The following is a 13438-nucleotide window of genomic DNA, read 5'->3' on the forward strand; positions in this document are numbered from 1 at the left end:
GACGGGGTCCGCCCCGGCTGCGACCGCACCCGCCGTGACCGCGCCCGCCCCGGCCGCGCCCGCCCCGGCCGCGCCCGCCCCGGCCGCGCCCGCCCCGGCCGGTCTCTCCGCCCATGCGCTTCCCCCGGGGCACGTGATCGTCAAGGCCCCGATGCTCGGGACCTTCTACCGCTCGCCGCGCCCCGGCGAGCCGGCCTTCGCCGAGGTCGGCGACATCGTCGAGGCCGACGCGGTGCTCTGCATCATCGAGGTGATGAAGCTGATGAACTCCGTGCCGGCCGGGGTGCGGGGCGAGGTCGCCGCGGTGTTCGCCCGCGACGGGGACCTGGTGGAGTTCGACCAGCCGCTGTACGCGATCCGGGCCGCGTCATGAGCCCGCGGGTCTTCGTGGCCAACCGCGGCGAGATCGCGGTGCGGATCATCGAGGCGTGCCAGCGCCTGGGCCTGGAGACCGTGCTCGGGGTGTCGACGGCGGACCGCGCCACTCTCGGGGCGCGCCGGGCCGACCGGGTGGTCACCCTCGGCGGTCCCCGGCCCACCGACAGCTACCTCAGCATCCCCACGGTCGTGCAGGCGGCCGTCTCCACCGGCTGCGGCCTGCTCCACCCCGGGTACGGGTTCCTCTCCGAACGGGCCGAGCTCGCCGAGGCGTGCGCGGAGAACGGCGTGGTCTTCGTCGGGCCCGGCCCCGAGGCGCTGCGGGCCCTGGGGGACAAGCTGGCCGCCCGGGACCTGGCCGAGTCGGTCGGGGTCCCGGTCTCGCCGGGCGGGCGGGCCCGCGGGCCCGCGGAGGTCGAGCGCCTCGCCGAGCTCATCGGCTACCCCGTCCTGGTCAAGGCCGCCCACGGCGGCGGCGGCCGCGGCATGAAGCGCGTCCACGACCCCGCCGACCTGCACGAGGCCTGGCGGGTCGCCTCCGCCGAGGCGCAGGCGGCCTTCGGCGACGGCACGGTCTTCCTCGAGCGCTTCGTCGAGGACGCCAAGCACGTCGAGGTCCAGGTCCTCGGCGACCGCCACGGCAACGTGGTGCACCTGGGCGAGCGCGAGTGCTCGGTCCAGTTCCGCTACCAGAAGGTGGTCGAGGAGTCCCCCTGCGCCGCCCTGCCGGCGCCCACCCGCGCGCTGCTGCACGCCAGCGCGGTGCGGATCGCGCAGGCCCTGGACTACGTGGGCCTGGGCACCGTGGAGTTCCTCTACGACGTCGACCGCGACGAGCTGGCCTTCCTCGAGGTCAACCCGCGTATCCAGGTCGAGCACCCGGTCACCGAGGCCGTCACCGGCGTGGACCTCGTGCGCGAGCAGCTCCTCGTGGCCATGGGCGAGCCGCTGAGCTTCACCCAGTCCGAGGTGCGGGTCACCGGGCACGCCGTGGAGGCCCGCATCACCGCCCAGGACCCGGAGAACCGGCTCGCCCCCTCGCCCGGCACCGTGCGGCGGTGGCGCCCCTCCGCCGCCGGCGGGCTCCGCCTGGACAGCCACATCTACGAGGGCTACCAGTTCCCGCCCTTCTACGACGCGCTCATGGCCAAGCAGATCGCCTGGGGCCCCGACCGCGCCGCCGCCGTCGACCGCCTGGCCGAGGGGCTCGCGCGCTTCGAGATCGCCGGGCTGACCACCTCCCTGCCGCTGCTGCGCCGCATCGTCGCCGAGCCGGCGTACCGGCAGAACACCGTCACCACCCGCTGGCTGGACCAGCTGCTCACCGCCGCCGGCGCGGCGCCTCAGCCCCAGGAGGTCCGGTGACCGACATCCGCCTCGTCGACGTCTCCCTGCGCGACGGCAACCAGAGCCTGTGGGGTGCCACCGGCGTGACCACCCGCATGGTCGAGGGCGTCACCCCCGACCTCGACCGGGTCGGCTACCGCGCCGTGGAGCTGCTGACCTCCACGCTCATGGCCACCGCGGTGCGCTACCACCGCGAGGACCCCTGGGAGCGCCTGCGCGCCGCCCGCGCCCGGATGCCCCGCACCCCGCTGGGCTTCCTCACCACCGGCAAGCGGTTCATCACCTTCCACCGCACGCCCGACGCCGTCTTCGAGCTCGCCTTCACCCTGCTCGCCCGCAACGGCATCAGCCGGCTGTGGGTCATCGACCCCATGCACGACATGGAGGGCGCCCGGCGCACCGCCGAGATGGCCAAGCGGGTCGGCTTCGAGGAGGTGGTCGGCGGGATCTGCTACACCACCAGCCCGGTCCACACCGACGCCTACTTCGCGGAGAAGATCGCCCAGCTCGACGACGCCGCGGCGGTCGACAGCATCTACCTCAAGGACCCCGCCGGGCTGCTCACCCCCGACCGGGTCCGCACCCTCCTGCCGAGCCTGCACGCGGCCCTGCGCACCAAGAAGCTCGACGAGCTGCACTCCCACAGCACCACCGGGCTGTCGCCGATCACCCTCCTCGAGGCCGCCGACCTGGGCATCTCGACCCTGCACTGCGCCCTGCCGCCGCTGGCCAACGGCAGCTCGCACCCCGAGGCCCAGCGCCTGGTGGCCAACCTCCGCGCCCGCGGCCACACCGTCGACGTCGACCTCGAGGCGATGGCCCGCGCCTCGGCCTACCTGCAGCGGCAGGCGAAGATCAAGAACCTCCCGGTGGGCACCCCCAACGAGTACGACGAGGCCTACTACCGCCACACCATCCCCGGCGGGGTGCAGTCCACCACCCGCCGCCAGCTCGCCGAGATCCGCCGCCCCGAGCTCTTCGACGCCGTCATCGAGGAGTCCGTGCAGGTGCGCGAGGACCTCGGCTGGCCGATCGTCATGACGCCCTTCGCGCAGTACATCGTCACCCAGGCCACCCTCAACGTCATCACCGGGGAGCGGTACAAGCAGATCTCCGAGGAGGTCATCGACCTCCTGCGCGGCGACTTCGGCCCCCTGCCCGGGAAGGTCGACCAGGAGCTGCTGGACCGGGCGCTGAGCACCAAGCGGGGGCAGCAGCCGGTCAACGACGGCGGCGACGTCACCATCGCCGACCTGCGCCGGCGCCTCGGCCGCACGCTCAGCGACGAGGAGCTCCTGCTGCGCGCGGTGATGCCGGCCGAGCAGGTCGACGCCATGTACGCCGCCGCCGGCTCCCCGGCGAACACCCTCAAGCGGCTGCTCGCCGGCGTGGACGACACCTCCGTCACGTCCATCTCCCTCAGCGACGCCACCACCACCTTCAGCCTGACCCGTAACCCCGCCGGAGGTTCGCGATGAGCACCGACCACGGGTCCACGACGGGCACCGACCACCGATCCCCGGCGGGCACCGACCACACCGCGGCGCTGCGCTCCGTCCGCGCCTGGGTGCTCGACGTCGACGGCTGCCTCATGCGCACCGCGCGCCCCGGCGGCGCCGGCGGCACGCCCATGCCCCGCGCCGGCGACCTGGTCGCGGCGCTGCGCCGGGCCGGGCACGCCGTCGTCATCTGCACCAACGCCTCCCAGCGCCCGCCGGCGGAGTACGCGGCGCACCTGCGCGAGCAGGGGATCGACGTCCCCGACGAGGACTTCGTCACCGCCGGCAGCGCCGCCGCCGACCACGTCGCCGCCCACCACCCCGGCGCGCGGGTCCTGCCCGTCGGCGACGTCGGCCTCGCCGGGCCGCTCGCCGCCCGGGGCGTGGAGATCGCCACGCCGGGCGGGCCCCTCGCCGACGTCGTCGTCGTCGGCGCCGCCTCGGAGTACCGCACCGAGGTCATCAACGCGGCCTGCCTGGCCGTCGACGCCGGCGCCGCGCTCTACACCACGGTGGACACCCCGTGGTTCCACGGCGGCGTGGGCCGGTCGGTGACCGTCTCGGCCACCATCGCCCACGCCATCGGCTGGGCCGCCGCCACCTCCCCGCAGGTGCTGGGCAAGCCCTCCGCGTTCCTCGCCGAGACCCTGCTGCGCCGCCTGCCCGGCCCGCCCGGGCGCGTCGCCGTCGTCGGCGACGCCTCCGCCGAGATCCGCCTGGCCCGCGCCATGGGCGCCGTCAGCACGCTGGTGCTCTCCGGCGCCATCACCCCCGAGAAGCTGGCCCCCCTCCGGGGCGCCGACCGCCCCGACGTCGTCCTCGACGACGTCGCCGCGCTGTACGACCTGCTGTCCGAATCCCTTCCGATGACGCAAGGAGCCCCCTCATGACCGACACCGCGCGCCGCTTCGCGTTCTTCGACGAGGCCGAACCCCCCGCCGGGGCGGAGGGCTGGGAGTCGATGTACCCCTACTACCTCGTCCCCTCCGAGGAGACCCGCGAGCACGAGAACGCCCAGTTCTGGTTCGCCGACACCATGCACTGGTCGCGCGGCTGCCACCCGTTCGACAGCATCGGCGCCGAGGCGGTCTACCTCGGGGTCGGCACCTTCAGCACCCGGATCTTCGCCCTGCCCGTCTCCCTGGGCCTGGACGTGCGGGTGGTCAACGGCTACGTCTACATCTCCCCGCTCAACGTCACCGACCCCGCGGAGATCCAGCGCCGCGCCGCCCTCTTCCAGGACCGGGCCGGGTACTACTACGCCAACTGGGACGAGCTGTACGGCAGGTGGAAGACCAAGATGGAGGGCGCCATCGCGTCCCTGCGCACCATCACCTTCCCCCCGCTGCCCGAGTTCGACCCCGCCGAGGTCGTCACCGAGGCCCGCGGGCGGTCCACGGCCCTGGCGATCATCGAGAACTACCACCGCCTCATCGACGAGTTCTTCGCCATCTGGCAGTACCACTTCGAGTTCCTCAACCTCGGCTACGGCGGCTACATCACCTTCTTCCAGTTCTGCAAGAACGCCTTCCCGCTCATCACCGACCAGACCATCTCCCGCATGGTCGCCGGCGTGGAGGTCCTGGCGTTCCGGCCCGACGACGAGCTGCGCAGGCTCGCCGCCCTCGCCGTCGACCTGGGCCTGACCGCCGTCGTCACCGCCGGGACGGCCCCCGAGGAGACCCTCGGCGCCCTGCGCGGCAGCGCCGAGGGCCGGCAGTGGCTCGAGGCCTTCGAGGCCGCCAAGACGCCGTGGTTCAACTACTTCTCCGAGTACGGCTTCACCCACGACCAGCAGACCTGGGCCTCGGACCTGTCCATCCCGCTGCAGGGCATCGCCCGCTACGCGGCGAAGATCGCCGCCGGGGAGGACATCTCCCGCCCGGTCGAGCGGCTGCGCGCCGAGCGCGACGAGATCGTCGCGGAGTACCGGGCGCTGCTGACCGAGGACGAGGCGAAGCAGTTCGACGAGCTCGTCGGCCTGGCCGGCAAGGTGTTCCCCTACATCGAGGAGCACAACATCTACGTCGAGCACTGGGCGCACGACGTGTTCTGGCAGAAGGCCTGGGAGCTGGCCGACCTCCTCGTCGCGGCCGGCTTCTTCGAGCAGCGCGACGACCTGTTCTACCTCAACCGGTTCGAGCTCGACACCGCCCTGTTCGACGTCGTCGACTCCTGGGCCATCGGCGTGCCGGCGCGCGGGAAGCAGCGCTGGCAGAAGGAGATCGCCCGGCGCCGCGGGATCGTCGCCGCACTGCAGGCCGCCCCCGCCCCGCCCGCCTTCGGCATCCCGCCCGAGCAGGTCACCGACCCCTTCGCCGTCATGAACTACGGCGTGACCACCGAGCGGGTGGCCGACTGGCTCGGCTCGGGCGACGGCGGGACGACGACGCTCACCGGCGGGCCCGGCTCGCTCGGCGTCGTCGAGGGCAAGGTCCGGGTGCTCAAGTCCGAGAACGACCTGCCCGAGCTGCAGCCCGGCGAGATCCTCGTGGCCCCCATCACCGCCCCGTCCTGGGCGCCGGCGTTCGCCGTCGCCGCCGGGGTCATCACCGACATCGGCGGGATGATGTGCCACGCCGCCATCGTCTGCCGCGAGTACGGCATCCCCGCCGTCGTCGGCACCGGGTTCGCGACGACGCGGCTCACCACCGGCCAGCGCGTCCGCGTCGACGGCAAGGCCGGCACCGTCACCGTCCTGGACGAGGCCCCGGCCGCGGAGGCCCCGGAGCCCGCCCGCACCACCGAAGAGATCAGCGGCTAAGGAGCCTGACCGATGTACACCCTTCCCTTCACCGACGACGCGTGCCGGGACGTCAGGTCCGTGGGCGGCAAGGCCGCCGGGCTGGCCGACATGGTCGCCGCCGGCCTGCCGGTCGCCCCCGGCTTCGCCCTCGCCGCCGAGGCCTACCGGCACTACCTCGCCCAGCACGGACTGGTCGCCCTGGTCAACGAGGTCCTCGACCGCCTGGGCCGCAGCCGCGACCAGGGCGCCTTCGAGAAGGCCGCGGCCCAGATCGCCGCCCGCCTGCGCACCGCCGAGCTGCCCGACGACGTCGCCGAGCAGGTGCGCACCGCCTACCGGCGCCTGTGCGAGGACATCGGCGTGCCGGACGTGGCCGTCGCGGTGCGCTCGAGCGCGACCGCGGAAGACTCCGTCGGGGCGAGCTTCGCCGGGGAGTTCGAGACCTGGGTCGACGTCGTCGGCGAGGACGCCGTCCTGGCGCACGTGCGCAAGTGCTACGAGAGCGTCTTCTCCGCGCGGGTGATGTCCTACCTGGCGGAGAAGGACATCTCGCCCCACGCCATCGAGATGGCCGTCGTGATCCAGAAGACCGTCCGCGCCCGGGCCGCCGGGGTGATGTTCACCCTCAGCCCCACCAGCGGGGACCGGTCCAAGGTGGCCATCGAGGCCAGCTGGGGCCTCGGGCTCGCCGTCGTCGGCGGGGAGGTCACCCCCGACCGGTTCCTCGTGGACAAGGTGGGCCTGGGCATCGTCGAGCGCACCCCCGGGCGCAAGCTCCTCGAGTACCGCCGCGGCGACGCCGCCGTCCCGGTGCCGGCCGAGCGCCAGGACCTGCCGTGCCTGAGCGACGACGACATCACCGCCCTGGCCCAGCTCGGCAAGCGGCTGGAGCGCCTGCACGGCGCCCCGCAGGACATCGAGTTCGCCCTGGACGAGGAGCTGCCCGCCGGGTCCGACGTCATCCTCCTGCAGTGCCGGCCCGAGACCGTGTGGTCCTCCGTGCCCCGCAAGCCCGCCTTCGACGCCTCCGCCGGGATGATGTCCTGGATCACCGGGAGCATCTCGGGCGCGCCCACCGGCGGCAGCGCCGTGGGACACCAGCACCAGAGCAAGGCGAGCTGATGGCGGTCGCGCCCGGGACGCTGCTGCGCCCGGCCCCGGGCCGGGCCGAGTGGGGCCAGAGCGAGCTGGGCCGGTTCCTGCTCGAGGCGGAGCGGCGCACCGGCGCCCGCTTCGCCGACTACGAGGACGCCTGGCGCTGGTCGGTGGAGGACCTGGAGACCTTCTGGTCCCTGCTGTGGGACCACGTCGGGATCATCGCCCACTCCCCGCCCGCCGCCGTCCTCGAGCGGGAGACCATGCCCGGGGCGCGGTGGTTCCCGGGGGCCACGCTCAACTACGCCGAGCACGTCCTGCGCGCGCTGCGCGAGCGGCCCGAGGCCGTCGTCGTCGTGGCCCGCAGCCAGACCACCGGGTCCCGGGAGTGGACCGCCGCCCGGCTCCTGGCCGAGGTCGGCCGGGTCCAGCAGGGCCTGACCCGGCTCGGCGTCGGCGCGGGGGACCGGATCGCCGCCTACCTGCCCAACGTGCCCGAGACCCTCGCGGTCTACCTCGCCGCGGCGGCGATGGGCGCGGTGTTCTGCGCGGTGCCCCCGGAGATGGGTCCGCGCGGCGTGCTCGACCGGATCGGTCAGCTCGAGCCGGCCGTGCTCCTCGCCGTCGACGGGTACCGGTGGGGGGCGAAGGAGGTCCGGCGGGGCGAGGAGCTCGAGCGCATCCGCGCCGCCCTGCCCGGGGCGACCACCGTGCTGCTGCCCTACCTCGACCCGGCCGCCGCCCCGCCGCCCGGCGCCCTTGCGTACGCCGACCTCACCGCGGTCGACGGGGAGATCACCGTGCGGCCGGTGCCCTTCGACGAGCCGCTGACCGTGCTGTTCTCCTCGGGCACCACCGGCCGGCCCAAGGCCATCGTCCACTCCCACGGCGGGCTGCTCCTCGAGCACTACAAGGCCATCGCCCTGCAGTTCGACCTGGGCCCGGCGGACCGGGCCTTCTGGTTCACCACCACCGGCTGGATGGTCTGGACGCTGTCGGTCTCCTCCCTGCTCACCGGGTGCGGGCTGGTGCTCGTCGACGGCGACCCCTCCTGGCCGGCGCTGGACGGGCAGTGGTCGCAGTGGGCCGTCGCCGCCGAGACCGGCGCCACCTTCCTCGCCACCGGCTCGGCCTACCTCGCCGCCTGCGCCCACGCCGGCCTGCGCCCGGGCGCCACCTGGGACCTGGGCCGCCTGCGCGAGATCAACTGCTCCGGCTCCCCGCTCGCGGCCGACGTCGCCGGGTGGGTCTACGACGCCGTGGGCGACGTGCTGCTCGGCCCGACCTCCGGCGGCACCGACGTGTGCACGGCGTTCGTCGGTGGCAACGCGCTCACCGCCGTGCACGCCGGGGAGATGTCCTGCCGGCCCCTGGGGGTCGCCGCCGACGCGTGGGACGCGCAGGGGCGCCCGGTGCGCGGGGAGCCGGGGGAGCTGGTCGTCACCCGGCCCATGCCCTCGATGCCGGTGTTCTTCTGGGGCGATGACGACCTTGCCCGCTACCGCGCCAGCTACTTCGACGTCTACCCGGGCGTGTGGTGCCACGGCGACTGGCTGGTGCGCACCGAGCGGAACACCTGGGTGATCACCGGGCGCTCGGACGCCACCCTCAACCGCGGCGGCGTGCGCCTGGGCACGGCGGAGTTCTACGCCCTGCTCGACGGCCTGTCCGGCGTGGCGGACAGCATGGTGCTGCACTTCGAGGACGGCACCGGCATGGGCGCGCTCGTGCTGCTGCTCCAGCCGGCGGCCGGCGCCGACCCCGCCGACCTCGAGCGGCGCGTGCGCGCGGCCATCCGCCGCGAGCTCTCCCCGCGGCACGTCCCCGACGTCGTCGTGCTGGTGCCCAGCGTGCCGCGCAACCCGGCCGGCAAGCGCCTGGAGGTTCCGCTCAAGCGCATCGTGCAGGGCGCGGCGGTCGAGGACGTCCTCGACCTGGGGGTGGTGGTCCGCCCCGGCGACGTCGCCGCGGTCGTGGACGCCGTCCGGGACGCCCTCCGGATCTCGGCGGCCGTGCCGGGCTGAGCCGGTCCGTCAGCCCTGCGTGCGGCGAGCGCGCAGGCGGTCCTCGATCGCCTGCGCGCACTCGCGCAGCGCCGCGACGTACCGGCCCATGTCGTCCTCGTGGTAGTGCGCCCGGGGCATGGCGATGGTGATGGCGCCGACCGGGCGGGCGCCGTCGGCGTGCACGCACACCCCCAGCCCCACGACGCCGCGCTCGGTCTCCTCGAAGTTCGTGCCGAACCCCACCCGCCGGGTCTCGGTCAGGTGGCGCTTGAGCTGCGCGAGGGTGGTCAGGGGGCTGGACGGCCACGGCGGCAGCCCGCCCCGGTAGAGCTCCTCGAGGTCGGTCGGGCTCAGCTCGGCCAGCAGCGCCTTGCCACCCGAGGAGCAGAACGCCGGCATCTGGTCGCCCAGGCGCAGCCCGACGCGCAGGTTCTCGACCCCCTCGATGCCGTCGACGAACTGGATGTTGCCGCCGCGCAGGATCATCAGCTGCACCGTCTCGCCGACCTGGGCGTGCAGCGCGCCGAGCGGCTCGCGCGCCGCCTCCCGCAGCCGGCCCAGCGTCAGCGGCTCCTGGGCCGTCTCCCCGAGCGAGGGGCCCGGGCGGTAGCGCCGGTCGCTGCCCTGGGCGGCGAACCCGCGGCGGCTCAGCGCGGTGAGCAGGCGGTGCGCGGTGGACGGCGCGACGTCCAGCCGCTGGGCCGTCTCCTTCACCGACAGGGGCTGGCCCCCGCGCAGCAGCAGGATGAGCTGGAGCGCCTTGTCCACCGACCCGAGCGGGGCCGAGGGCCCGAGCGGGGCTGAGGCGCCGTCGTTCCTCATACGGGAATCATGTCACGACGCGTTCCGTCTCGCGGTGCCTCATGGGGATCCCGGCGACCAGCAACGGAGCGGACCGGGGCACGGCCGACGGGTCGGCCGGGCTCACATCGCCGGCGAGGGCGGCGGGCCCCGGGGCCGGCGGCACGTTCTGGGCGTCGAAGCTCACGGCGGTCCGCCCCGCGACGGTGGTGGTCGCATGATCACGCATCCGTCGGAAGGTCCGGGCCGTCATGCCGACGATCGGGGCCAGATGATCCCCGGCCGGCACGGCCGGCGCGCCCGAATAACCGCCGCCCCGCAACGGGATTTACAAAGTAAACGAGGGCGCGTAGCGTTCCCTTCAGGTCTGGGCAGTCTGGGCCGGACGGGGGCAACACATGCAGAACGAGCCGGGAGCGGTCGCTCTCCTCACGTCCCCCTCGCGCACCCGCCTGGTGCTGAGCGGCGACGCGGACATGACCCTCACCCGCGAGCTGAACGAGGCCATCGCCGAGGCGCTCGAGCTGGGCCTGCCCGTCGACATCGACGTTCGCAACGTCACCTTCATCGACTCCGCGGTGCTCGGCGCGCTCGGCGCGTTCGCCCGGCGGCTCACCGCCCCGCCCCGGCTCATCCAGCCCCCCGAGGTCGTCACCTTCGTCCTGGAGATCACCCGGATGGGCGAGGTGCTCGAGATCCTCGACCACGACCCCGGTTTCCCCGCCGCCCCGCCGGCCGCCCCGGTCGACGCCGCGGTGCCGCCGGTGGATGCCGACACCGCGCGGTAGCAGCCGGCACCGCCCGGCTCCTCCCGTATCGGCTGGTGGGCGTGGGCGAGCAGCTGGGTGCGCCCCCGGCGGCGGGTCGGCTACAGTGCCGGGCATGTCCTCGGTCGTCCGCCTGTGTTGTTGTTGAGCGCCCGCGCTCAACCCTGCCCACCCGCCGACCCGCGCCGCGCCGTCGCCGCGCACCCACCCGAGGACCACACATGAAGTACGCCGAGACCGTCGTCGACCTCGTCGGGAACACCCCGCTCGTCAAGCTCCAGCACGTCACCGGTGACGTGCGCGCCACCGTGCTCGTCAAGCTCGAGTACCTCAACCCCGGCGGGTCCAGCAAGGACCGCATCGCCCGGCGGATCATCGAGGCCGCCGAGGCCGAGGGCAAGCTGGGCCCGGGCGGCACGATCGTCGAGCCCACCTCCGGCAACACCGGCGTCGGGCTCGCGCTCGTCGCCCAGCAGCGCGGCTACCGCTGCGTCTTCGTCGTGCCGGACAAGGTCGGCGAGGACAAGCGCAACGTGCTGCGCGCCTACGGCGCCGAGGTCGTCGTCACCCCGACCTCCGTGGCGCCGGACAGCCCGGAGTCCTACTACAGCGTCTCCGACCGGCTCGCCGCGGAGATCCCCGGGGCGTTCAAGCCCAACCAGTACTTCAACCTCAACGGCCCGCAGAGCCACTACGAGACCACCGGCCCGGAGATCTGGCGCGACACCGAGGGCCGCCTCACCCACTTCGTCGCCGGCGTGGGCACCGGCGGGACCATCAGCGGCACCGGCCGGTACCTCAAGGAGGTCTCCGACGGCGCCGTCCGGGTCGTCGGCGCCGACCCCGTCGGGTCGGTCTACTCCGGCGGCACGGGGCGGCCCTACCTGGTCGAGGGCGTGGGGGAGGACTTCTGGCCCGGCGCCTACGACCCCTCGGTGGTCGACGAGGTCATCGCCGTCTCCGACGCCGACTCCTTCGCCATGACCCGCCGCCTGGCCCAGGAGGAGGGCATCCTCGTGGGCGGCTCGAGCGGCATGGCCGTGGTGGCCGCGCTGCGGGCGGCGCGGGACCTGACGGCGGACGACGTCGTCGTCGTCCTGCTGCCCGACGGCGGCCGCGGCTACATGGCCAAGATCTTCAACGACGACTGGATGCGCTCCTACGGCTTCCACCCCGGCGGCGACGAGCGCACCGTGGCCGACGTGCTCAGCGCCAAGACCGGCCGCCTGCCGGACCTCGTGCACGTCCACCCCGGCGACACCGTGCGCGACGCGATCGACATCTTCACCGAGTACGGCGTCTCCCAGCTGCCCGTGCTGCTCGCCGAGCCGCCGGTGGTCATCGGCGAGGTGGCCGGGTCGGTCAGCGAGAGGGCGCTGGTGGACGAGGTCTTCTCCGGCCGCATCCAGCTCGGCGACCCCGTCGGGCAGGTGAGCGGCCCGCCGCTGCCGCTCATCGGCATCAACGAACCGGTGGGCGTGGCCCGCACCGCGCTCGGCGCGGCCGACGCCCTGCTCGTCACCGACGCCGGCGTGCCGGTCGGTGTGCTCACCCGCCACGACCTGCTGGCCTTCGCCGGCGCCTGAGAGGACCCGTCATGACTGGCTTCAGCACCCGTGCCATCCACGCCGGGCAGGAGTTCGACCCCACCACCGGCGCGGTCATCCCGCCGATCTACCAGACCTCCACGTTCGTCCAGGACGGCATCGGCGGGCTGCGCGGCGGCTACGAGTACAACCGCAGCGCCAACCCCACCCGCGACTCCCTGCAGACCCTGCTCGCCGCGCTCGAGGGCGGGGCGCACGCGTACTCCTTCGCCTCGGGCCTGGCCGCCGAGGACACCCTGCTGCGCGCGCTGCTGGCGCCCGGGGACCACGTCGTGCTCGGCAACGACGTCTACGGCGGCACCTACCGGCTGCTAGACCGGGTGCTGCGCGCCTGGGGCGTGGACCTCACTGCGGTGGAGATGTCCGACGTCGACGCCGTCCGGGCGGCCGTCCGCCCGGAGACGAAGGTGCTGTGGGTGGAGACCCCCAGCAACCCGCTCATGAAGATCACCGACGTCGCCGCCCTGGCCGAGCTCGGCCACGCCGCGGGCCTGACCGTGGTGGTCGACAACACCTTCGCCTCCCCGGCGCTGCAGAACCCGCTGTCCCTCGGCGCCGACGTCGTCGTGCACTCCACGACGAAGTACATCGGCGGCCACTCCGACGTCCTGGGCGGGGCCGTCATCCTCGACGACGACGCCCTCGCCGAGAAGGTGGGCTTCCTCCAGTTCGCCGTCGGCGCGGTCTCGGCGCCGATGGACGCCTGGCTGACGGTGCGGGGCATCAAGACCCTGGCGGTGCGCATGCGCCAGCACAGCGCCAACGCCCAGGCCATCGCCGAGCACCTGGTGGAGCACCCGGCGGTCGAGCGGGTCTACTACCCCGGCCTGCCCCAGCACCCCGGTCACGAGATCGCGGCCCGGCAGATGTCCGGCTTCGGCGGGATGATCTCCCTCGCCCTGGCCGGCGGCCCGCAGGCGGCCCGGGCGCTGGCCGAGGGCACCGAGCTGTTCCAGCTGGCGGAGTCCCTGGGCGGGGTGGAGTCGCTCATCGGCTACCCCGACGCCATGACGCACGCCTCGGTGCGCGGCACGGCGCTGGCGGTGCCGGAGAACGTCGTGCGCCTGTCCGTCGGGATCGAGGACGTCGACGACCTCGTCGCCGACCTCGACGCGGCCCTGGCCCGCCTGTCCGTGCGCGTCTGACGCGACGCCTCTGCACGACCGGACTGCCATTCTGGCCGCGACCAGGA

The 13438-nt window shown here is 74.0% G+C and carries 11 protein-coding genes; 10 read left to right on the plus strand and 1 reads right to left on the minus strand.

Going from position 1 to position 13438, the window contains the following annotated elements; genetic code table 11:
• The 7 genes from GD970_RS11210 to GD970_RS11240 form a co-directional block, all read left to right on the plus strand.
• Positions 1–373 (plus strand): acetyl-CoA carboxylase biotin carboxyl carrier protein (locus GD970_RS11210; protein WP_152202982.1); only part of this gene is annotated, 373 nt, incomplete at its 5' end.
• The gene (locus tag GD970_RS11215) at positions 370–1743 is read left to right on the plus strand and encodes an acetyl-CoA carboxylase biotin carboxylase subunit (RefSeq protein WP_152202983.1); all 1374 of its coding nucleotides are present in this window, start codon (positions 370–372) and stop codon (positions 1741–1743) included. The genes GD970_RS11210 and GD970_RS11215, both read left to right, overlap by 4 nt.
• A complete protein-coding gene (locus tag GD970_RS11220; protein ID WP_152202984.1) occupies positions 1740–3203 on the plus strand; it encodes a pyruvate/oxaloacetate carboxyltransferase in 1464 nt (487 codons plus the stop codon). The genes GD970_RS11215 and GD970_RS11220 overlap by 4 nt, the downstream gene beginning before the upstream one ends.
• On the plus strand, positions 3200–4114 hold the full coding sequence (locus GD970_RS11225; RefSeq protein ID WP_152202985.1) for an HAD-IIA family hydrolase: 915 nt from the start codon (positions 3200–3202) through the stop codon (positions 4112–4114). Before GD970_RS11220 ends, GD970_RS11225 begins: the two co-directional genes overlap by 4 nt.
• On the plus strand, positions 4111–5988 hold the full coding sequence (locus GD970_RS11230; RefSeq protein WP_152202986.1) for a PEP-utilizing enzyme: 1878 nt from the start codon (positions 4111–4113) through the stop codon (positions 5986–5988). Before GD970_RS11225 ends, GD970_RS11230 begins: the two co-directional genes overlap by 4 nt.
• A gap of 12 nt (positions 5989–6000) precedes the next feature.
• Entirely contained in the window at positions 6001–7092 is a 1092-nt protein-coding gene (locus tag GD970_RS11235; RefSeq protein ID WP_152202987.1) for a PEP/pyruvate-binding domain-containing protein, read from the plus strand.
• Positions 7092–9089, plus strand: a complete 1998-nt coding sequence (locus GD970_RS11240; RefSeq protein ID WP_152202988.1) for an acetoacetate--CoA ligase — start codon at positions 7092–7094, stop codon at positions 9087–9089. The genes GD970_RS11235 and GD970_RS11240 overlap by 1 nt, the downstream gene beginning before the upstream one ends.
• A 9-nt stretch (positions 9090–9098) precedes the next feature.
• Here GD970_RS11240 and GD970_RS11245 read toward each other — a convergent pair whose 3' ends face one another.
• Positions 9099–9893: an IclR family transcriptional regulator gene (locus tag GD970_RS11245; RefSeq protein ID WP_152202989.1), complete on the minus strand. Its 795-nt coding sequence runs from the start codon at positions 9891–9893 to the stop codon at positions 9099–9101.
• A 377-nt stretch (positions 9894–10270) separates the two neighbouring features.
• On the opposite strand from GD970_RS11245, the gene GD970_RS11250 reads away from it, so the two are divergent.
• The 3 genes from GD970_RS11250 (at position 10271) to GD970_RS11260 (ending at position 13391) form a co-directional block, all read left to right on the plus strand.
• Positions 10271–10660: an STAS domain-containing protein gene (locus GD970_RS11250; protein WP_152202990.1), complete on the plus strand. Its 390-nt coding sequence runs from the start codon at positions 10271–10273 to the stop codon at positions 10658–10660.
• Between the two features lie 200 nt (positions 10661–10860).
• A complete protein-coding gene (locus tag GD970_RS11255) occupies positions 10861–12225 on the plus strand; it encodes a cystathionine beta-synthase (protein ID WP_152202991.1) in 1365 nt (454 codons plus the stop codon).
• Between the two features lie 11 nt (positions 12226–12236).
• On the plus strand, positions 12237–13391 hold the full coding sequence (locus GD970_RS11260) for a cystathionine gamma-synthase (RefSeq protein ID WP_152202992.1): 1155 nt from the start codon (positions 12237–12239) through the stop codon (positions 13389–13391).
• Positions 13392–13438: the final 47 nt, after the last annotated feature.

It is taken from the genome of Georgenia thermotolerans, from assembly GCF_009193185.1.
Classification (GTDB): Bacteria; Actinomycetota; Actinomycetes; order Actinomycetales; family Actinomycetaceae; genus Georgenia; species Georgenia thermotolerans.